The following is a 23,100-nucleotide window of genomic DNA, read 5'->3' as shown; positions in this document are numbered from 1 at the left end:
TTTGCATTTATGTTTACAGGAATCATTGAAGAGTTAGGAACGATCATGAATCTACAAATGAACAAGGAGAATCTTGATATTACCGTTCGAACAAATTTTACTTCTGACCTAAAAATTGATCAGAGCGTTGCACATAACGGTGTCTGCCTTACGGTGGTTTCTATAGATACAGATACATATACTGTTACGGCTATTAAAGAGACTCTGGATAAAACAAATCTTACAGATCTCGCAATAGGTTCAATGGTTAATCTGGAGCGCGGCATGAAACTGGGAGCGCGTCTGGATGGTCATATTGTACAAGGTCATGTAGATCAGATTGCGGTTTGTAAAGAGATAAAAGAAGCAGAGGGAAGCTGGTATTTTACCTTTGAGTATGATCCTGCTCTCAGTAATATTACCATAGAAAAAGGCTCTGTAACCGTTAATGGTGTGAGTCTGACAGTAGTTAATTCTAAAAAAAATATGTTTAGCGTAGCAATTATTCCATATACCTATGCGCATACGAATTTTAATACCTTTATGATAGGTACTTTAGTCAATCTGGAGTTTGATGTAATCGGAAAATATGTAAAAAGGATTGCAGAATTAACGTAGCATTCTGAAATAATGTAGGATAGTTTCTAAAATGAGGGATTAAATAAAATAAAAAAGCTCTGAAACATTCAGAGCGTTTAGGATTGTTAAGTTACACTAATTCTATCTCATTAAATTTGAAAAGTGAGACTTTATTTCTTTCTATTTTAAGAAGTACTCCTGCTACATCACTTAGATTGGAACAGGATTCGAAATCTAATACCTTACCAAAATACTGGCTTTTAGTATCAATTACTTTATACTGCATACTTATAAGTTTTGATTCGTATTCCCTTTTACGTTTGATTTTGTCCTTTCCCAAAAAACAGAACCAAAAATTCCTAATAAATTTATCGTAAAAATAGTAGAGACCTTTCTAATTTAAAAAAATATTTATCATGTTTTATTAACAATCAAATAGTTAGAGAGGTTTAGTTTGTTGTTATTTTTGATCTGAATCAACATATAATACCATTTTTGCTTTAAAATTACCCAAATAAAATACAGTTGTTTTTCTTTAAGCAAAAAAGAAAAGTTCAGCATAGTCTTAGCTACGGTTAATTTTTATTTTGAAGCATAAGAGGAAAAGAATAAATTTAGTGGGTAATTTTAAGGTAGAAATGGTATAATACTACAGTACTTTTTTTTATGTTGAAGTATTGACGAAAAAAGAGCAAGTTTGGATGAGTAATTTTAAATCAGAAATGGATCATATGAGCTTAGGAGCTGTCAAAATTTTCACCATCGGTATGTATTCAATAATAGAGAGTTATCCTACAGAATAAGGTTCTGTGATCATTATTTCTTCGAAATTTTGTCGTTCAACGGTGCTTCTGTTTAAATTCGTGGCATACTTTTTGGAATCTTCAAATTAAATTGGTTATTTTAAACCGTTTTTAAGATAACTTTAATACTAAAATTAATTTTATTCCGTTTTGGAATACGTGAAATCAAATACGTAGTTTTGATACTAAATTTATAACACCCAAAGATATTATGAAAAAATTATTTCTACTTCTATTGATGGTAGGCGCAGGATTTACTACACAGGCACAAATTAACAGTAAAGATACTGATTGGAGAGTACTTAAAGAAGAACAAGAAAAACTTTATAGTTTAGCAACTGATATTTCTGAAATGACAGACAAAGTGGTTGCTCAAGATAATACCATCTCCTTTCTTTTAAAGTCAGGAACTGTATCTCTGGAAACAAAAAAAGATAATTCAAAAGCAAAAGAAGCTTATATCTATACTTTACTCACAAGTCAAGGTCGAGCTATTAAACTTGATAAAGGTAATGCTAGTGACGTTATTGATAGTTTTAGAAGTAAACTTTTAATATTAAAAGAACAACTTAAAGCAAATAATGGAAAAGAAGTTGATGATATTTTAAAAGGTTTATTTAATTAATAAGTCTCTTTTATAATATATACAAAAAAAGCTGTCAACTGACAGCTTTTTTTGTGGGCTAATTTCGATTTCGTTATATATCATTCAATAACTTAGTAATCTCATCCAGTTTAGGTGTTAGTATCACCTCGATTCTTCTGTTTTTAGCCTTGCCTGTTGCTGTGTCATTAGAGGCTATAGGTGCAAAAGCTCCTCTTCCTGCGGCTGTAAGATTTTGTGCATCGATCTGCGAGTTCTCAACTAATATGTGTACAATAGCTGTAGCTCTTTTTGTAGACAGATCCCAGTTTCCTTTGAGCTGTCCATTGCCTGTATAGGGTACATTATCAGTATGTCCTTCTATCAATACCGCAATGTCATTATTCTCTGCCAATACGGATCCTAATTGCTGTACCGCCTTTTTACCTTGTGTTCCTACTGCCCAGCTACCAGAGTCAAATAATAGCTTATTTTCCATAGAGATATATACTTTTCCGTTTCGCTCTTCTACGGTCAATCCTTTTCCTTCAAAATTACGGAGCGCATTAGAGATTGCTGTTTTTAATGCTTGCATTTTAGCGTCTTTGGCAGCGATCAATCCTTCTAGCTCATCTACGCGTTTAGAACGGGCATCCAGATCTTTTTGTAAGGCTTCTAAGCGACTGCGTTCTGCTGTTAATGCCTTTTCTTTTTCTTCTAATGTTGCAAGAAGTTCTCTGTTTTTTTTACTATTGGCGGCTATCGATGCAGAACTATTTTTTTCTAGCGCATCATAAGAGTTTTTTAGATTATTGTAATTGGATAAAGCAGCATCGTATTTGGCTTGTAACTCATTTTTCTCTGTACGTAATTTATTGTACGCATCATTCAATTGTTTTGCTGCCAATTCATGAGCATCACTGGATTTTTGCAAGGCTTTAAACGTATCATCTAGTTTGCGATGATCGCGTTTTAATCTCGTATACTTACCTTCCAGTTCTTTATGAACTTTGGAAGAAACACAAGAAACAGAAAAAGTTCCTATACATACGAATACTATTATTTTTTTTATCATTCTGGGCTTATTAAATTTTTTTTGGTCATCGTTTGATCTGATAAAATCAGCATAATAATAATAAATCTTTTATTGCTTTTCTATTGTTAATTGTTCGCTTTTTGATCAAAATTATATTTAGATACAAATTCCCTCTATTTTATCTCAATACATCACTCAAACAATCACAAAGAATTTTACTCGATAATCGAGATTTAAATGCTCCGAGGCTTGCCTCGAAATCGAAATGATTTTTTTCTAATAAATGCCTCGTGGGCTTGCCCCGAGGTAGTTTACTTTTTTTATGCATAAGAGTTTGATAAATTGATATTTATATCAAAGTAACTTGCTTAATACTATTTTAATCCTACTATAAAAACGTGTTAGCAATAGTAAAGTTACAAAATTTTATAAGCTTAATTCTACCATAATAGGGCAGTGATCACTATGTTTTGCTTCTGATAAAATCACGGCTCTCTCTAATTTGTCTTGCAGTGGTTTTGCTACCATACCATAATCCAATCGCCATCCTTTATTATTTGCTCTGGCATTAGCACGATAACTCCACCATGAATACTGATGAGGTTCTGAATTAAAATGCCTGAAGGAATCTATAAATCCACTAGCCATAAAATTACCAATCCATTCTCGTTCTACGGGTAAGAATCCAGATACATTTTTATTACGCACCGGATCATGAATATCAATGGCTTGATGACAAATATTATAATCCCCGAGAATCACCAGATTAGGATGTGTAGTTTTTAACTCATTGATATATTCTTGAAAATCCGCCATAAATTTTAGTTTATGTTCTATGCGATCCACATTAGAACCACTAGGCAGGTATAAACTCATAATAGAGACTCCATTAAAATCTGCTCTCAGATTTCTACCTTCATTATCCATATAATCGATTCCTGTACCGTACTCGATATGATCTGGTTCTGTTTTGGATAAAATTGCAACACCACTATATCCCTTTTTCTGAGCACTGTACCAATAAGTATACTTATATCCTGCTGCTACAAAAACTGACAAATCCAATTGATCTTCTGTAGCTTTGATCTCTTGTAAGCAAAGTACATCAGGATCTGCCTGTTGTAACCATCCAATAAAATCTTTTTTTAATGCTGCTCGTATTCCGTTTACGTTATATGATATTATTTTCATGTGATTATTTAATTTGTTTGTTGATTCTTATATTGATCTCTAACACACCCCTAACCCCTCTCAAGAGGGGAGCTCTTATATTCTTTTGTATTACTATCTTTCATCTGTTTATAATTCTGTTTTTCACTCAAAATGAGTGTATTAAAAAAAAGTTGCAAACACCAAGGCATTTAAATTCATTTGATAATTTATTTTAATATCCAACAATAACCTTCCCTCTTGAGAGGGATAGTATTTCAGCTTACGTCATAGGCAAAAGCTAGAAATCCTTGGGTGTGTTGTTAGTTATTTTCCTTTACGGTGAACACACCCCTAGCCCCTCTCGAGAGGGGAATATGTTATTTCGTTTTTCTGATAATTTTTATATTTATCATAGAATCTAAAAATAATATTCTAATGACCTTCCCTCTAGAGAGGGATAGTATTTCAACTTGCGCCATAGGCAAAAGTTAGAAATCCTTGGGTGTGTTGTTTACTATTTTTTTCTATGTTGAACACATTCCCCCTAACCTTTGTCCTTGAAGGAAATCTATATTACCATTTTTTACTTTCATATTGTTGAATATACTCTTCTATTGCTAGTAATACATTAAACATATCTTTGAATACCTGTTGGTCTGTAAATCTTAGAATATTAATTCCTAGTCTATTCATTGTTTTTTCTTTACGTACATCTTTTTTATATACCTCAATTAATTGATGAGAATATCCGTCAATTTCTATACCTAACATTAATTCGTGGCAAAAAAAATCTAAAATATAATTATCTATTGGTTTTTGACGGTGAAAATCATATCCACATAGTTGTTTTCTTTTTAATTTTTGCCATAACAGAATTTCTGATTTAGTACTATTATTTCTTAATTGTCTTGCATATTCTTTTAGTTTAGGGTTATATGGGATGATTTTCCGCTTTTTCATATGTATTGAAATTTCCTGTTTTGATAAAAGTTATGTTTTAACTTTCCTTATATATTGAACACACCCCTAACCCCTCTCAAGAGGGGAAACTGTTTTTTCTTTTTTCTATACCAAAACGCACCTGATAAGATCAAGATTACTATAGCTATTCCAATCACCCAATCACTATAGTTATGAGTACTAAAAGCGATGGGAGCAGGATCTCCTACCAGGTAAAAACCTCCCCAGTAAAAAGGATGTGTTCTTTCTGGTGCTGCACTTTGTAAGTAAGTTAATTTTGCCTGTTGCAACGCTTTTCCCTTATTCATGCCCTCTTTTAGGTTGGTATAGAAATTTTTCATCAATGCTGGAGTTGTTTGATCAGATACTTCCCAATTAGTGAGTAGCAGGCTTTTGGTTCCAGCATACTGAAAAGCGGTTCCCAGACTCATAATTCCTTCTCCTTTGGCTATTTTTCCTGTTCCAGTATTACAGGCGCTCAGTACAGTTAACTCAGCAGGGATATCTAAGGCGAAGAGTTCGTGGCTATATAAAAGATTATCTTCTATGGTATCTTTATTCCTGGTAAAAAAGAGTTTAGAGTTCTCTGGGCGTTCGTTATCGACTTCGCCATGTAATGCCAGGTGTAGAATATTGTAATGACTCGCATTTTTCTTAAAATTAGCTTCTACGGCCTCTGATCCGTAGTAATATTGTCCATCAATGATATCAGCGATGGCTTTAATCTCTTTACGGGTTCCCGGGAGGTCATCTCCGGTATCACGTAAGGTAGCCAGACTCATATGGGTAGCATCTGCTATATTGGTGCTATCTGTAAAAGAAAAGGCTAAACATTCTTCTTGTTGCTTCGTCTTATTATTTGTGGAGACTATCTTTTGGTTAAAGAATAAAGTAGCTGAATTGGCATAAGTAATGACATAATCTTTTAGCAGATATGATAATTCTTTGGGATTGTTGGAGACATCCTCTTGGTTTACTAAAAGCTCAAAATTAAGGTGCCATAATGGGCCATCAGGCACAATAATCAAATTTTCTCCTACCAATTGATCTTTGATAGGAGCAATGAGTGTTTTATATAATTTGTATGCTTGTGTTTTATAGGTGGTTGTATTTTTACGGGTAATGGTTGTTCTTAGTTGTTCTACTTTTTGTGTGAGTTTAGGGGTAGCTAATTCTTTGACATCGATCTTATGTTTAGAAATGGTAAAAGCATAGGTACTACTATCAGCAGTAAAAAACTCTAATAAGGTAGTGTGGTCATCTAGTTTTTGTTGGATTTCAGCTACAGAAACTACTTCATTGTTATATTTTAGTTGATGGTATTTAGGATAGTTTTTTTCCAGAAGTTGTGTAATAGAATCTTGTTTTCTATTAATATCGAATAGTTTGCTTTCGTAGGTATTTATTTTGGTAGAATCACTTACTTTGTTAGCAAGTTCTTCATTGATTTTAGATCTATAAAAAGCTTTGTTTATTTTTAGGTTTTTTTCTTGTTGAATGAGATCATCCGGAATACCAGAAAAGTTTTTGGCATTGGCATCGTTTAAGAGATCTTTAAGCGTATTAGATTTGCTTTTTTCTGAGTAATGAAATACTTTATCTAAAATTTGCCATTCTTTCTTATGATTATAAACCAATAATTGAGATTGTATTGCATTTGAATAAACTTCTTTTGCCTGTCTGTTAAATAATATTTTATCCTGATAATTTTGAAATGATTTTCTGATGTTTTCAATCAAAAATTCCGCTTTTTGATAAGTAACAATACTTTTATTAAGATATTCAAAATCTTTATATTTTAAAGATAAAGATTGAAGAGTTTTTGACTTTCCCTGAAGAGTTTCTAACAATAATTTATAATCATAATAATTATCAATATCAAAAGCAGTTTGAACATCTTTATGATTATTATTTCTAGAATTTGAAATAAATGCTTTTTCAAAATAGGAAATCGCCTTTTCATATTTTTGTTGTTCGTTATATATGGTTGCTATTTTAATATAATAGAATGTGTTAAATATATGCTGTTCTCCATATATATTATTTAAAACTCTTAGTGTTTTTATATAGTGTTTTAAAGCATCCTTATAATTTGCTTTTTCAAAATAAAGATTAGCTATATTATCATATGACCCTTCAATACTAAGAGTATGTTCATCAACAAGAGAATTACGTATTGTTAGACTTTTGTTATAATATTTTAATGCCATATCGGATCTATTTTTTCTACCAAATACATTTCCTATATTGTCATATGCACTTGCGACATTATCGTTATTTTCTCCAAATATATCTTTATAAATTTGGAGCGCTTTTTTGTAATAATTTAAAGCCTTATCATTATCCTCTTTATTCAAATAAACATTACCTAATAAGGTGTATAGATCTCCAATTTCTTGATTACGTTTTCCATAATATTTAAGCCCTATATCTAAACTTTTTTTATAATAAGAAAAAGCCTTATCATACTCTCCTTTGTCAAGATAAACCGTACCCAAATTTTGGTATACCGCCTTTAAGCCTCTTAAATCTTTTTGTTTTTTAAGAATTGACAATGCCATCTGAAAATAATATAAAGCATGATTAAAATCTTTAAGATTTTTATATATTAGCCCCATATTTACATAAGTATAGGCCAAAGACACATGGTTTTCTCCTAAGTTCTTAATTTTTATTTTTGCACTTTTTTCATAGTATTTTATAGCATCATTAAACTTCCATATAACACCATTTACAATCCCTATATTATTATATATATATCCTGTTTTTTTATGATTTGGACCTAATGTTCCTAAATAAATCGCTAACGTTTTTTTATAATAATTTAATGCTTTTTCATAATTAGAGTTTTCCAAAATATGATACCTATATTATTATAGGATTTTGCAATTTCTAAATGGTTTTCTGTTTTCTGGTAATATTTTTTGTTGAATTTGTAATGCCTTTTGATAGCATTTCATGGCATTATCAAAATCCGAAATATTCTCATAATAATTTCCAATATTATCATAAGCATATGCTTCTTCTTGATTCTTTCTGATAAGATATTTTTCAAGTATGCTTAAAGCTTTTTTAGCATTTTTAAACGAGGTCTCCAATTTTCTATTACGCCACATGCTCTCAGAAATACCATTATAACAACCAGCCATCCGTTCCCAAGCGTTTTCTTTTTTATAAATGGGTAAAGCCTTCTTAAAATATACAATAGCACTATCCAGTTTACGGTCAGTTAGTAAAGAATCGGCTTTCTTAAAATATTGAGATGCCAGAAGTGTATCTTGTAGCGTTTTACTTTGAGCAAAAGTAATAGAGGTAAAAAACAAAAAGATGAGGGTAGTTTTTAGCAGATGCATAAGCTTTTATTAAAAAGTAATGTTAAAGATATGCTTTTTTGGATAATGACTGTGGTGTTTTTAAAACACACCCCTAGCCCCTCTCAAGAGGGGAATACCTATTTTCGTTTTCGATATAATACTCTAATACCCTTCCCTCTAGAGAGGGATAGCATTTCAGTTTTGCCTGTGGCGAAGCTAGAAATCCTTGGGTGTGTTGTTTGCTGTTTTTCTTTATGGTGAACACACCCCTAACCCCTCTCGAGAGGGGAATACCTATTTTCGTTTTCGACATAATACTCTAATAGCCTTCCCTCTAGAGAGGGATAGCATTTCAGTTTTGCCTGTGGCGAAGCTAGAAATCCTTGGGTGTGTTGTTTGCTGTTTTCCTTTATGGTGAACACACCCCTAACCCCTCTCGAGAGGGGAATACCTATTTTCGTTTTCGATATAATACACTAATAATCTTCCCTCTAGAGAGGGATAGCATTTCAGCTTGCGCCTTTTGGCAAAAGTTAGAAATTCTTGGGTGTGTTTTTCAAATATGCTTATCATATAGTAACAATACCGACCTAACCTCTCTCCAAAGTGGAACTATAGTATAATCAATCTGATTTACGACCTTCTCAGATATCCGAACTTCTGTAAATCAAGGATGCCTTTGACCGGAAACAAATTACCATCTTTTACCAAAAGATTTCTATCAGCAACTACCAATACATCCTCATAATAATGATCAGTAATAAGAATCCCTTTTTGATTCTTTACAGATGCCAAAAGTTCCTTGATCAGTTCCTTATAATCAGGTTGTATCATCGAAAAAGGTTCATCCAGCATTAAAAATGGATGCTCTAAATGGCATAATAATACCACTTCGAGATATCTTAACTCCCCCAAAGCTAGTTTGCCTATTTTGGTTTTTTCTATTGTGTGAATTCCTTTGGTATAAAATATCTTGTCCTGATCTTCTCCTTTTGGGAATAACAAAGGAATAATGTCACGTACGCTTTTTTCTTTTGGTAAAAAAGAATCTTGTGGCAAATACCCAATTCTTCTGTCCGGGATCATGTCTTTAGCTTGGATGTCTTCATAATCAATACTTATCTTTATGGTATCTGCTTTTGTCGTACCAAAAACACATTGCAATAAAGTAGATTTTCCGGTGCCGTTACTCCCAAATATCCCTACAATTTCTCCAATTTCGCATTGAAAAGAAACGGTATTGAGAATTGTTTGCTTACCAAAAGATTTTGTAAGATTCGCTATAGATAGATGACTCATAGTGCTTCATTATAAAAAAACTACTAATAAAAATATCAAGGGTAGTGATATTACTATATTTATAAAAAAAACCTTTTGTATCAGGTCTGATTTGGTAAAGCCCAGGTTAGCATACAGATAATATTCATCATTTTTGAAAACCTTAAAACCCTGTAGTCCTATCCAAATACCGGCGGTGTTAAACAAAAATATACTCCAGTAAAACCCGGTGATAAGACTCATAAACAGGCAAAAAGCCAAATTAAATAAGTTTACATCACAGAAGAATTTAAAAATCGCTCTATAATAGTACATTCATATATGGATTGGTTGGTAAAAAATAACGGTATACTGTGAAACTAAATCTCGTTTTTATCGTTATTTTGTTATCATAAAAACCTATCCAATCAAGACTTGTTGCAGAAATCAACTTTATTTGTGGTATTAGCACTACCGATAACAGGCTAAAAACTCTAGTTTTGTAAGTGATGCGCATTTTTACGGTTTTAGGTTTTTTACTTCTTTTTGCACATATCTCCCATGGGCAAGATGCTTCTGATACGTTTAGAAGTAAAAAGGTTCCTGTAATGGATACTATCCGAATTGATTCTGTGAGTATCAATTCTCTGGATTTTAGAATAATATCAAAACAAGGTATAATTATAGATAGCACCTTATATGCTATTAATTATCAAAAAGCTGCATTGGTTCTTTCTCCTCAGCTACAAACAGAAAACGACTCTATCACGATAGAATATTATAGGTATCCTGATTTTTTGACTAAAAAATATTTTGAATTTGACCCTTCTATTATCGTAGAAGATACTGATGGTTTACAGAAACTCTATAGCTTATCTTCGCCTACAAAAAAAGGAATATTTACGCCATTTGATGGATTAACTACAAACGGAAGCATTTCTAGAGGAGTCACTGTAGGGAGCAATCAAAATACAGTATTAAATTCTGAATTAGATTTACAGATCTCAGGGAAAATAAGTGAGAATATATCGCTACGTGCTTCTATACAAGATGCCAATGTACCGGTACAGCAAAGTGGATATTCCCAGAATCTCGATGAATTTGATCAGGTTTTTATAGAACTGTATTCCAAAAACTGGAACGTCCGTGCCGGAGATGTACAATTGCAAAATACCACGAGTTACTTTAATAGATTTACCAAAAATGTACAGGGAATATCTATTCAAGGAACGTTGGATCATACGGAATCCAAAACCAATGTATTTGCATCCGGAGCCTTGGTAAGAGGTGTTTTTACCAGAAGCCAGTTTACTGGGCAGGAAGGTAATCAGGGGCCTTATAAATTAACAGGACCTAATGGCGAGTTATTTATTCTCATTGTATCTGGTAGCGAACGTGTATACGTGAATGGATTACTACTGGAACGTGGAGAAAACAAAGATTATATCATTGATTACAATGCCGGAGAAGTACGTTTTAATCCTACATATCCTATCACATCAGATATGAGAATATCTATAGAATACCAGACTACAGAGAGAAATTACTCCAGAATTATTGCCTATGGCGGAGGTGCTCATGAGGGTGAAAAACTAAAAATTGGAGCTTTTGTATACTCAGAAAATGATGCTAAAAACCAACCGCTTCAGCAAAACCTAAGTGATCCTCAAAAAGAAATTCTTTCTAATGCTGGAGATGATCGTACCCAAATGATATCACCCTCTGCTGTTCCAGACGTGTTTAGTGAGAATAAAATCTTATATCGGATAGACACTATAGATGGTCAGGATGTCTTTGTTTTTTCTAATAACCCGGAAGATGAATTGTTTAATGTACGTTTCTCTCTGGTAGGGAGTAATCAGGGAGATTATATTATAGGAAATGTATCTACTATCAGTAGAATTTTTGAGTATGTAGCGCCGGTAAATGGAGTCCCACAAGGGAACTATGCTCCAATCATAAGATTAGAGGCGCCTACCAAGTTACAAACCGCAGTAGTCCAGGGTTCTTATACTCCTAACAAAAAAACAGCTATTGGGTTTGAACTCTCCGGAAGTAAAAACGACCTGAATTTGTTTTCTGATCTGGACGATGATAATAATGATGGTGTCGCAGGAAGACTTCAAATTATGCATCGTATTTTTTCTAAAGACAGTAGCTGGACTATGAATGCTTTTGCAAACGGGGACTATGTGCAAGATGAATTTAAAAGTATCGAAAGAATTTATAATGTAGAATTTAATAGAGACTGGAACCTGAATAATCCGTTGGGTGATCAACAATTTTTTACTTCGGGGGTAGAGCTTCTTCATCCCAGAAAAGGCTTTTCGCGCTATTCATTTCAGCATCTTAATTTCTCAGATAATTATAACGGAAATCGTCATCTTTTAAGTACAGAACTAGCACTTAATAACCTGGGAATTTCTGTATACTCAAGCCTTCTAAATAGTAAAAATGAACAATTAGATTCCAGGTTTTTTAGAATATATGGTAATCTTACGTATCGTTTTCCTAAAAACTGGATAGGTGTTAAAACAGGTATAGAAGAGAACAAAGAAATTAATCTTACCGATCAAACCTTTACCTTAAATACGCAACGATTTAGATCCTACGAAGTATATAGTGGAGTAGGGGATAGTACAAAAATCTATGCAGAAATTGGATATAGACATCGTATCAATGATAGTGTTAAAAATAATCTTCTGGATAAAGTGAGTACCTCGAATACGTATTTTCTTAAATCTAACTTATTAAACACTACAAATACACAACTATCATTATTTGTGAATTACAGAACATTAAACAATGAAGATCAAAATCGTGAAGACGAACAATCCTTAAATTCGAGATTACTGTATAATCAACGCTTTTTTGGAAGTAAAATAAATTGGAATACTGTTTTTGAAACCAATAGCGGAACCTTACCTCAGCAGGAATTTACCTATGTGCAAGTAGATCCGGGGCAAGGAACATTTACCTGGAATGATTATAATGAAAACGGGATACAGGAACTGGAAGAATTCGAAATCGCTCAGTTTACCGATGAGGCTATCTACCTGCGGGTATTGCTTCCTAATCAACTTTTTATAAAAACACATCAAAACAGACTGAGCCAGATCATTACCTTAAATCCGCTTTCCTGGACCAGTTCAGAAAATAGTGCAAAAAAACTGTTATCACACTTCTATAACCAGACTTCTTATATAATTGACCGCAAAAACCGTAGAGAGGATAACTCATTTGATATTAATCCATTTCGAGAAAACGATCAGGAATTAGCATTGAATCTAAGTTTTAGGAATACAGTATTCTTTAACAGAGGGAAGCAACGATACACTACCTCATATACGTATTTGTCTACAAAGAATACAAATCTACAGGTTACAGGGCTTCAGGAAAATAATATACAAAGTCATCAATTAACTTTTACGCATAAAATGGCAAAAACCTGGCTCTTTGATTTAAGGAATGAACTATTAGAAACAGAAAGTGTATCAGAAAATTTTATCAATAGAAATTACCTCTTGGAAGGGTATAAAATAGAACCCAAACTTTCTTATTTACTTTCTCCCCAGACACAATTTAGTATCTCTTATTTACTAAATGATCAAGAAAATTCTTCTGGACAAGAGGCAATAGCACAGCAAAGATTTGGAGCTTCTTTTATGTATGCAAACAAACAACAAGTTTCTATTACTGGTGAGTTTAACTACTTTAATAATGATTTTACAGGAAATGCTTTTTCACCAGTAGGGTATCAATTGCTAAATGGTTTACAACCCGGAGATAATTACACCTGGTCTGTATTGGCACAGAAAAAATTAACCAAATATCTGGACCTTAATATATCATACTTAGGTAGAAAAAGTGAAACAGCAAATACAATTCATACAGGAAGTATACAACTTAGAGCGTATTTCTAACTATTTTTGTATTGTTTATGCCAATTCTGAATTGAATTTGTTCATAAGAATACCATTTTTTTGTGTCAGGAAAAAAGATGCAGTTTTTTGGATAAATGGTTATACCGGTTCTTAAGTGAAATCACGGTAAACTGAATCAAATTATTTTTGAATTCAGCTGAGAAAGAAAATTTATAAGTAGTAGCTACTATTGATGCCATTTATTTCGAAGTGTGGAACAAAAAGAAATGATTTTAGCAAGTAATTTTATTGGAGAAAAAGTATTAATCTGGCTGATATAAAATAAAAGAGATTATAATTCTTAAAATCGAAGCAATGAAAAATATTTTAAAAATTAGTATACTGGGGATTTCTATATTGCTGGTTAGTTGTATAACTACAAAAGGAACGGATAGTAAAAATAACGAAAAAGAAAATATCGCCTCAGTAAATACTAAAGAAATGGAAGAGAAAGGGTTTATTAAAGGGACTATTACATTGACTGAAAAATCTAGAGGTTGTCAATATATTATCAGTGTAGAGAAATACAAAGACAAGCTTGATCCTATCAATCTACACGATTTCTTTAAAACAGAGATTCCCGAAAAAATATGGGTAAAATATAATAGTTTACGAATGAAAAGCAGGTGTAATGAAGCGAGACCTGTATCCATTACTGAAATACAGAAACGAGTGGATTAATTAACAGAGAATTTTGCTGACTTTCCTGTTTTGCCATTTCCTAATTTTACAAAATAAATGCCTTTACTGGCATACGACATGTCTAATGAATAGGTGAATCTACCACTCGCATCTTTTTCTATGAGATTAGAAGCTATTGTTTTACCATCAACACTATAAACACTTAGTCTCAAAATATTATCTGCATTAGAATCACTCATTGTAATGAGAAACTGGTCATTTGGCTGCGTAACCACTATCAAATTTTCATTAGGTATAGTGTTTTCTCCAATTTCTACTCTATAATCGTGGGTACTGCCAAACTGCATGGATCCGCAAGCATCATTAAGCCGTGCTCCATTATTCTCATTGGTATCACCAGCACGAACCCTTAATAAATGCGATCCCAAAGTGGCATTGTCACCTAATGTAAGAGCAAAATTTTGATCTACATTTTGTCTGTTAATAATCTCATTACTTATAAGCAGCTCATCTTCATCAAAAATGGTGTCATCATTAAAATCTATCCAAAGTGAAAAACGCTCAGAATCTCCATTGGCAAAACCACTTTGAACGGTTAAGATATAAACATCTACTGCTTTATCCAGATTAATTACCAAATCTGTAAAATTTTCATACCCTGTATTACAGGAAATACCTCCATTAGTGACATTCGATAATTTAAAAAACACGAGACCATCTCCAAATCTGGCACAATCTGATGTTGGAGAACATAGGCTATGCTCAACATCTTTGAATATTACATCATTACTGGTATCCTGATCATTGACCAGTGCAGTTCCTATCTCAAAAGTATATATACCGAATTCTAACAAATCAGCAGTTGCTGTAAATGTATACTCTATAGATTCTCCTACCCCAACCGTTCCTGCAAAAGTTTCGTTGACCGTTGTGCCTCCATTTATAGTATAGAAAACAGGAATATTTGATTGAGGAGAACCTCCAAAATTCTGAATCTTAATAACAACTGATTCGGTAGATGAAAGACCTCCTGTGGATATTGGTGAAACTAAACTAATTACGCCCACATCATTGGGCAATAAATTAAATACCTCTCTGGTGGTACAATCATTCTCAGGAGTGACGTCACCAGTGTTATTCGTTTCTGCTGTTATAAAAGAACTACCAAGACTTGTAAGATCAGCAGTAGCATTAAAAGAAAATGATGCTGATTGTCCGGCTGCAATGGATCCTGTAAAAATTTCGTTAACCGCAGTGCCTCCATTGATAGAATAGCTTACAGGAATATTACTTTGCGTGGTGGATCCAAAATTCTGAATGGTAATGGTTATAACTTCAGCTGTAGTAAAAGAAGCATCATCCGGGGCATCAATACTTATTACTCCCACGTCATTAGCCACATTACCAGCTATTTTAAAAACTCCTACAATATCTCTGGCATTATTCCCAGAACTTTCAAAATATTCTCCGATATGCCAAAACGTTTGATCGTCAACCGGATCTACAGTGAGATGAGCATAATCACCATAACGAAATTGTGTAGTTTCATTAATAGCAGTTCCTAATGCTATCGTTTCTTCGCTAAAGGTCATAGTTCCTGGCGGATCATCAGCTAATCGCCCAGTATATCGTAAAGAAGCAAAACTATCAGCATTTGCTCCATTAGCAACAGTTCCCATCGAGGTATACCCCATTCCTATATTTCCAAAGATATCCATAGCCATACTTCCACACCAGGCACTCTTGCCACCAGGAGAGGTATAAGTACCTTCCTGAAACACAAACCATGGTTGTCCATCACCATTCTGGCGTATTTCATACCACCTGATGCCTGCAATATTATCTGAATTTGCCCGGTCATCAACATCTACAGCAAAATTCAGTACTACCGAATTGTAATCACAAAATCTTCTATAATTTGTAGCATGCATAATCGCACCTTGTAATGCATCAATATCTTGCCCATCTGTTCCCGGTTGTGGGATATTTCCAAAACTTCCTCCATCAAAAGTAGAATCAAAAGAAGTTATGTTTCCATTACTTACTGTAAGTTCTTCTGCTTCTGTTATAGTAGATGCAGCTGGATTAACCCAATCTACATTAATAGTCCATAATTTTAAAGCGTCTTCAGGAACTCCTCCCCAGGCATCATCCTGAAAATAAATAACTTTAGCATCACCAGTGGGCGGGAGTATTTTTCCTATAGCATTAAACGAAGCAGGGCTGTAAAAACCCCCTATACGAGCTCCGGGTAATGGAAAACCAACCATCTTGGCATCACTTGCTCCTGCCAGCATCTGTTCTCTCTCGATTGCATACACCACTTCACTTTCTTGTACAGTTCCCTGATTTTTATTAGCGGTTACATAATATCCATCTGACCAAATCGAAAACTTGGTATAATCAGGAAAATTTGATCTGTCCGTTCCGCCTGTATTAAAACGATATGTATACCAGCCATCATTTACAGGGTCTGGTCCTCTACCTACAGCAACCAGAAATCCATTAGGAGTAGCACTAAATTGAGTGATTACAAATCGATCTGCAAAATTATCATAAAATACGATAGGATCTCCTTTTGTCTCTCCCGGAAATATATTTGCCAATGATGTAGAAGGTACGAGTACATTACCATTCCTGTCGTGGATAGCAAAGGCAGAATTCTTAGCACTTAAATAATGATTGGGTCCTACAGCTCCCGTAGGATCAGTAGGAGCAATAAAACTGGCATTAGCCTCAAAAATTAAGGAAGGAGATTTATTTACTCTCCGGTTTCTTGTGTTTTTTTGTTTTGATACTAATGGGTCTGCACCTTTTGGTAAGCCTTTCCCAGGTACAATTTTATTAGCTCCGGTTCTTCTGGGATTTATATCTCCGGTTCTGGGAGCTTCAGGAATCAGTTTTCTACCAAGCAAAGAGGGTACCTCTTTCATTTGACCAGAAGTGGTATGCATAGTAGCATTCATGGTTTTTTTTTCCTGAGAAAAACCAATCACATAGCTAATTAGAAAACAAAGGAAAAATATCCTTTTCATACCACAGTTTAAATTTTTAGTCGAGAAATATCTCAATTTTTACACTAAAATACAACTAATCATTCAAAATATGATAACTGTAAAATATCGAAACTATTATATTTTAATTTTAAAATAAAATGCGTCCCATACCTTATAGTACTAATAAAAGAGTAAAATTCCCTATTTTTTAATGTATTTTTATTAGTCAAAATGCATCGTTTTTGAACATATTATTTACCCAATTTTAGAACTAAAATTTTAGACCGATTTACTGGTAAAAAAAATACATCTTATATTGTGCAGGTACATTAAAAAAATCTACAATAAATCAAAGCACTTATGACGATCTCAGAATTCATTGATAAACTTATTGCGAACCATCAAGAAATTAGTTTTCAGGAAATTATAGAAACCATTGATATGCATTATAATTTTACACCCACACAATTTACTAATGGAAATCAAGAAAATAAAGCTGGAGAAAATTCAGGATCATGCAAATTATTTTCTTTTGCAAAGCTTCACAATCTGAACAAAGAACAAACCTTATTATGTTTTGGAGACTATTATAAAGGTGTTCTCAATACACCCGATGGAACAGATCATCAAAATATTCGGAATTTTATAAAAACAGGATGGGAAGGTATTTCGTTTGCAAAAACTACGTTGTCCAAAAAATAAGAAATTGTAATTTATTGGTTTCCTTCTAATTTTTTTTGCAATTTCACCCAAGGTTATTTGTCGATTCGGATTGATGAGTAAAGAAGAGATAGGATCATAAACAGGCATTAAGATTTTCTCATCAATTGTGATAGCACTGTATGCTATGTTTATTTTCTCATCAACATCATAAATAGGCATATTATCAGTACCGTGATTATCCCGGTTATGATCAGAAATTAAAGAAGTAGGTGTTTTTTTTATTTTCTTTTGTAACTTTTTCCTGACCATGAACACCAATAGGTATAAAGCCAAGTAAAACAAGAAGGTGATATTTAGAAAACAATATACCCATAAGTAAGAATTTTGTATGATGTAATACTAGTTTTGATTTAAAATTACATATTTTTTTAAAAGGACTACAGATTAATTTAAAAATTACACGTATCTCTAAACGTTTTGATTATACCATATTTATTGTTGCCATAATAGTACTGGTGCTTTGGCAATTACCCTATTTTGGTTGGTTTCAATATCCATTTAGGTTACTGGGCACCTGGTTTCATGAGATGGGTCATGGACTTACTGCCGTATGTATAGGTGGAGATTTTAAGCATCTGGAAATTTACGAAAATGGGGGAGGCGTTGCTTACTACAGTCTGGAAGGAAGTTATCTACCAGCATTTATCGGTAATGCATTAGTCGCTGCGGGAGGACTGCTGGGACCGGCAATAACGGGTTCAATTTTAATAGCTTCTGCCAGGTCACATAAAAGTTCTATGATTACGCTTAGAGTTTTAGTAGGACTTATGATTCTTTCGTTGATCATATGGATACGATCCTTTTGGGGAATTGCTGTGATGAGCACATTTATAGTGTTACTGTTTGTGATTACATTATTCAAAAACAGAAAATTAGAAGTAATTACTATTCTATTCTTAGGATTACAATCAGTACTCAGCACGTATCTCCAATTAGATTATTTGTTTACCAAACAGTTCGAAAGAGATGGCACAATCCAGATTTCAGACACCCAAGCTATTGCAGAAAACTTGATTGGAACATATTGGATGTGGGCTATTTGTATTGTTTTAATTAGTATGTACTTGCTTTGGAAAAGTTTTCAGTATTATATAAAGAAATAGAAAATTAGGATAAAGTCTGATAAATTTTAGACTTTCTATCACTCACGTAATGATTTTTCTAAACAAGTTTTCAGTTATTGATATTATTTTTAAGTTGAAATTTCCTGTAAACAGAGCTACAATTTTTTATTCTGAAACTGATACGATTTATAACTAAAAATTTCGCATATTCATCGTTTCTTTTTCCTTTCTACTTCGTTTAAAAAATAAACCGTAGCTATAGCTATGCTTGATTTTTTTGCCTTGCATAAAGAAAAAATAATTCAATGAATTTATACGAATTTTTTAATCACAAATCGTATGAGGTGAAAAATGAACATGGTATTTCAGTAAATTCAAAAGATGATATAACACCTAATTTGGGTTTTATGCCCTGTTAAAAAAACTGTTACCTCCCATATAATTCATATCAAAATCTTGCTGACCCGTATAATTTTTTTCAAGTCTTAGGTTAGAATACTATTCATATCAGGATAAGATCTACAAATAACTAATTACAGGATTTATTGATTCTAAAAGGTATGGCTACCGGAAAAAATCCAAATAGGAAATGATATAATAAAAAGATAGAAAATACATCCTATGTATACAGGGGTAAATACGGGTTTATGGGGTGTAACTACTTAATTATAAGTCTACAATATGGTGATCCAGTAGTTTTTTGATTAGTTTTAAACAAAGAAACCAGTTTAACGTAAAATTTTCACACAAAATGGAACAAATAATCGAAGAAAAACAGTTGATGACCCAACAGCAAGCACAAAGCATACAACGATGGCAACAGGAGGAAGTACTATTATTAGCGAGGCATTTTCAGAGACTAAATGTAGGTAAATCACCATTTAGTGGTCACTTTACACGTACCAATTGTTTTGTCATGAAACCAGATGATGTACATACACTCAATACACTAAAAAATATCAGCAGGATTAGGATATATATGAGCCTGGAGGAAGAAGATAAAGAACGTTTTACTTTTTGTCCAATTATCAATATAAAATTTGGAACTGATAACCAACGGTGGTTTACCTTAGAGCCTATATATCAGCAACCTGAGAAACCAATATTACCTGATACAGATGTAAACACGGGAGGAACTATCGTTCCGGGTATATTTAAGGAAATGATTTTGGCAAACTGGATGAGTATAGAGGATAATCTGATCGATGATCTTTTTGTGGCAAAAATAGTAACAAGCAGTACACTGGTACGTGTTAATTTTTTTGAAGTTAACAGTGCGACCATTCTTGAACTTTTTAATACAACGCTTCATAATAATATTTCGGAGTTTGTGGTATATCCCGGGATTGATATGAACAAATTTCAGGATAGAAATATGATTTCATTTACTCCCGTGATTGGGGTTACTCCCAAGAACGAAGTAGCAACCGAAATCATATCCAGACATGGATTGGCAGAGTTTACAATTGATCAGATTTTTATGGAATATCTTACTCCTTGTCCTCCAACTTGCACTTAATATTGATTAATAAAAATGTTTCGATGAGTAAAGAAGTATTTGAGAACTTGACATTATTAGCTTTTATTTTATTATTTACTCCCTTAGTAGTTTCTATTTTTAGACTTAAATTTTTAAATCTGACACAGAAAAGATTATATCTTTTAATTTTAGCAACTATAATAATAGAAATTATTTCTAGATTATTATGGTATAAAAAGATGAATAATTTGCCATTATATCATTTTTATGCTGTCATCGAATTTTTATTGATTATTAATATTTATAGAGCGGTATTATCAAAATTATTTTCTAAAACATTCTTTATCGTGTTGGGTGTTGGTTTTGTATTATTTGCTATAATCAACACCCTGTTTTTTCAGAATTTATATACCTTTAATTCTAATGTGACTTCCACCTTGGGCGTATTGGTTATTTTTATTGCACTCAGCTATTTTTATGCCTTATTAAAAGAAGTAAAATATAGTGCTCTGGAGAGGAATCCCATGTTTTGGATTAATTCTGGCTTTTTGATTTATTTTTCGAGTAACTTAATCCTGTTTTATATTAATAACAGCCTGTTCAAAGGTGTTACAGAAGCTAGTCACATTGTTTGGGGGCTTCATGCGATTGTAAATATTGTCTTGACCATTTTTTATACCATTGCTTTATGGGTACATCCGAAGAAGCTATAGCCTTACAAATTATTATCATAGGGATGATCGTAATTTTTTTGCTATCCCTATCGGTGATCCTGTTTTTTATAGTATATCAGCGTAGATTGCTTGCCCAGCAAAAGAAACATCAGAAATTAGAATCAGAATATCAAAAAGAACTGCTTACAACATCGATCCAGAGCCAGGAAGAAGAACGAAGTAGAATAGCCAAAGAATTGCATGACGATGTGGGTGCAATGCTGACAACTACCAAGTTGTATATCGGGCAAATAACACCAGAACTGCCACCAGAAGAATTAACAGCGATTGCTCATAAAATAAATGGTTTTTTTGATGATATGATTCAGAGTGTGCGCAGTATCTCTCAGGATTTAAGACCTATTGTTTTAGAGAAATTAGGATGTATAGAAGCGATACAGAGCCTGGTACAAACGATACAGGATACAGGAAAAATTGAGATTTCTCTTATCAATAACGCCACGATTAGTATCGCAAAAACAAAAGAGTTAAATCTTTATAGGATTATACAGGAATTGATAACCAATACGATTAAACATGCAGCAGCTTCTGCGATAAAGATTGAATTAAAAAATATAGATAATAAATTGATCATTATATATGAAGATGATGGAAAAGGTTTGGATCAAAAACAAAAGAGATACAAAAAAGGATTAGGACTCAATAATATAGAGAGCCGACTGTCTGTTTTATCAGGAAGTATCCATTTTATGAAACAAACATCAGGAATGAAAATACAACTCGAAATTCCGCAATAAGAAATATCTATCTTTTTGATTATTAATTGATTAATTTAAATCACATTATACTCATGAAATCTATAAAATTAGGCTTAGTTGATGATCATACACTCTTTAGAGAAGGGATAAAATCACTATTGGATAAGATTCCGACTATCGAACTGGTCTTAGAAGCAGTAAGCGGCAAAGATCTATTAACAAAATTGAACGGTACCATACCAGATGTTATTTTACTAGATCTGGAAATGGAGGATATGAATGGAATGGATACTACCCTGCAGCTAAAAAAACGTTTCCCAAACATAAGAATAATCATTCTGACTATGCATAAAGAAGAACGGATGATTTCTTATCTGATGGAGATAGGGGCGAATGGATATTTATTAAAAGATACTAATAGAGAAGAGCTGGAAGATGCTATTAAATCCGTATATAATAGAGGTTTTTATTTTAATCCATTTGTCTCTCAGGCATTATTAAAAGGTCTTAAAAACAAAGGAGCCAGACCTCCCGTATTTAGCAAGGATTATCACCTTACCAATAGAGAACTTGAAGTCTTAGAATTAGTCACTAAAGAATATACAACCGCAGAAATTGCAGAAACACTATTTCTAAGCATACGGACTATAGAGGGGCATCGCAAAAACCTGATGGTTAAACTAGGTGTAAAAAACACTGCAGGATTGATCATAACAGCTGTAAGAGAAAAGATTATTTCTGTCTAAACTTATTTTGATAACTGGCAAGTTGCTTTGAGCACAGCTAATTTAGGGTCGTAATCCACCAGGTATTGCCATAAGGATCTTTAAATCCAGCTGCACGGGCTCCATAATCTTCTTCCATGGGATTCATCAACGATTTAGCACCAGCATCTATTGCATTAAAATAGGTTTGGTCAGTATCTTTTACATATACATACATAGAGGTATGCTGCGCGGGGTATGTTTTTGATGCTTCTGTGATCATAATCGTACTATCTCCTATCACGACCTCAGAATGTTGAATCTTGTGTTCTTTATTGACACTGCGAATCATTTCCTGAGCATTGAATATTTTTTTGATAAAATCAATAAACTCTTCTGCCTGTTCTATTATTAAATATGGCATTGCTTGCTGATGTCCAGCTGTGATTTTCATTCGTTGCATTATCAAAATA

The 23,100-nt window shown here is 33.1% G+C and carries 19 protein-coding genes; 10 read left to right on the top strand and 9 right to left on the bottom strand.

The window, feature by feature from the left end:
• Positions 1-9: 9 nt before the first annotated feature.
• Positions 10-597 (top strand): riboflavin synthase, encoded by a 588-nt coding sequence (locus F0000_RS04030; RefSeq protein ID WP_149623420.1) that lies wholly within the window; start codon positions 10-12, stop codon positions 595-597.
• Between the two features lie 91 nt (positions 598-688).
• On the opposite strand, the gene F0000_RS27605 is transcribed toward F0000_RS04030, so the two are convergent.
• Entirely contained in the window at positions 689-844 is a 156-nt protein-coding gene (locus tag F0000_RS27605; RefSeq protein WP_188112017.1) for a hypothetical protein, read from the bottom strand.
• Between the two features lie 728 nt (positions 845-1,572).
• Between F0000_RS27605 and F0000_RS04025 the strand changes: the two genes are divergently transcribed.
• Positions 1,573-1,986: a hypothetical protein gene (locus tag F0000_RS04025; RefSeq protein WP_149623419.1), complete on the top strand. Its 414-nt coding sequence runs from the start codon at positions 1,573-1,575 to the stop codon at positions 1,984-1,986.
• A 73-nt stretch (positions 1,987-2,059) separates the two neighbouring features.
• On the opposite strand, the gene F0000_RS04020 is transcribed toward F0000_RS04025, so the two are convergent.
• The 6 genes from F0000_RS04020 to F0000_RS03995 form a co-directional block, all read right to left on the bottom strand.
• On the bottom strand, positions 2,060-3,019 hold the full coding sequence (locus F0000_RS04020; RefSeq protein WP_149623418.1) for an OmpA family protein: 960 nt from the start codon (positions 3,017-3,019) through the stop codon (positions 2,060-2,062).
• 387 nt (positions 3,020-3,406) lie between these two features.
• Positions 3,407-4,171: an exodeoxyribonuclease III gene (locus F0000_RS04015; RefSeq protein ID WP_149623417.1), complete on the bottom strand. Its 765-nt coding sequence runs from the start codon at positions 4,169-4,171 to the stop codon at positions 3,407-3,409.
• Positions 4,172-4,705: 534 nt separating this feature from the next.
• On the bottom strand, positions 4,706-5,092 hold the full coding sequence (locus F0000_RS04010) for an endonuclease domain-containing protein (protein ID WP_149623416.1): 387 nt from the start codon (positions 5,090-5,092) through the stop codon (positions 4,706-4,708).
• A 47-nt stretch (positions 5,093-5,139) separates the two neighbouring features.
• The gene (locus tag F0000_RS04005; RefSeq protein WP_149623415.1) at positions 5,140-7,947 is read right to left on the bottom strand and encodes a CHAT domain-containing protein; all 2,808 of its coding nucleotides are present in this window, start codon (positions 7,945-7,947) and stop codon (positions 5,140-5,142) included.
• Between the two features lie 18 nt (positions 7,948-7,965).
• On the bottom strand, positions 7,966-8,415 hold the full coding sequence (locus F0000_RS04000; protein WP_188112016.1) for a lipopolysaccharide assembly protein LapB: 450 nt from the start codon (positions 8,413-8,415) through the stop codon (positions 7,966-7,968).
• Positions 8,416-9,039: 624 nt separating this feature from the next.
• Positions 9,040-9,705, bottom strand: coding sequence for an ATP-binding cassette domain-containing protein (locus F0000_RS03995; RefSeq protein ID WP_149623413.1), 666 nt, complete (start codon positions 9,703-9,705; stop codon positions 9,040-9,042).
• Positions 9,706-10,172: 467 nt separating this feature from the next.
• Between F0000_RS03995 and F0000_RS03990 the strand changes: the two genes are divergently transcribed.
• Both F0000_RS03990 and F0000_RS03985 read left to right on the top strand, forming a co-directional pair.
• A complete protein-coding gene (locus F0000_RS03990) occupies positions 10,173-13,586 on the top strand; it encodes a hypothetical protein (protein WP_149623412.1) in 3,414 nt (1,137 codons plus the stop codon).
• Positions 13,587-13,901: 315 nt separating this feature from the next.
• The gene (locus F0000_RS03985; protein ID WP_149623411.1) at positions 13,902-14,267 is read left to right on the top strand and encodes a hypothetical protein; all 366 of its coding nucleotides are present in this window, start codon (positions 13,902-13,904) and stop codon (positions 14,265-14,267) included.
• Here the strand turns inward: F0000_RS03985 and F0000_RS03980 are convergent.
• Positions 14,264-17,263 (bottom strand): GEVED domain-containing protein, encoded by a 3,000-nt coding sequence (locus F0000_RS03980; protein WP_149623410.1) that lies wholly within the window; start codon positions 17,261-17,263, stop codon positions 14,264-14,266. The genes F0000_RS03985 and F0000_RS03980 overlap by 4 nt on opposite strands.
• Before the next feature lie 321 nt (positions 17,264-17,584).
• Between F0000_RS03980 and F0000_RS03975 the strand changes: the two genes are divergently transcribed.
• From F0000_RS03975 to F0000_RS03950, 6 genes are all read left to right on the top strand, one after another.
• A complete protein-coding gene (locus tag F0000_RS03975) occupies positions 17,585-17,926 on the top strand; it encodes a HopJ type III effector protein (RefSeq protein ID WP_149623409.1) in 342 nt (113 codons plus the stop codon).
• 383 nt (positions 17,927-18,309) lie between these two features.
• On the top strand, positions 18,310-19,050 hold the full coding sequence (locus F0000_RS03970; protein WP_368668067.1) for a M50 family metallopeptidase: 741 nt from the start codon (positions 18,310-18,312) through the stop codon (positions 19,048-19,050).
• Between the two features lie 712 nt (positions 19,051-19,762).
• Positions 19,763-20,530, top strand: a complete 768-nt coding sequence (locus tag F0000_RS03965; RefSeq protein ID WP_149623407.1) for a hypothetical protein — start codon at positions 19,763-19,765, stop codon at positions 20,528-20,530.
• 23 nt (positions 20,531-20,553) lie between these two features.
• Entirely contained in the window at positions 20,554-21,204 is a 651-nt protein-coding gene (locus F0000_RS03960; RefSeq protein ID WP_149623406.1) for a hypothetical protein, read from the top strand.
• On the top strand, positions 21,180-21,962 hold the full coding sequence (locus F0000_RS03955; RefSeq protein WP_149623405.1) for a sensor histidine kinase: 783 nt from the start codon (positions 21,180-21,182) through the stop codon (positions 21,960-21,962). The genes F0000_RS03960 and F0000_RS03955 overlap by 25 nt, the downstream gene beginning before the upstream one ends.
• A gap of 53 nt (positions 21,963-22,015) precedes the next feature.
• Positions 22,016-22,669 (top strand): response regulator transcription factor, encoded by a 654-nt coding sequence (locus tag F0000_RS03950; protein ID WP_149623404.1) that lies wholly within the window; start codon positions 22,016-22,018, stop codon positions 22,667-22,669.
• 37 nt (positions 22,670-22,706) lie between these two features.
• Here F0000_RS03950 and F0000_RS03945 read toward each other — a convergent pair whose 3' ends face one another.
• Positions 22,707-23,081, bottom strand: a complete 375-nt coding sequence (locus tag F0000_RS03945; RefSeq protein WP_188112015.1) for a glyoxalase/bleomycin resistance/extradiol dioxygenase family protein — start codon at positions 23,079-23,081, stop codon at positions 22,707-22,709.
• Positions 23,082-23,100: the final 19 nt, after the last annotated feature.

It is taken from the genome of Aquimarina sp. RZ0 (genome assembly GCF_008370685.1).
In the GTDB taxonomy this organism is placed as follows: Bacteria; Bacteroidota; Bacteroidia; order Flavobacteriales; family Flavobacteriaceae; genus Aquimarina.
This window is presented reverse-complemented; position numbering and strand designations above follow the sequence as displayed.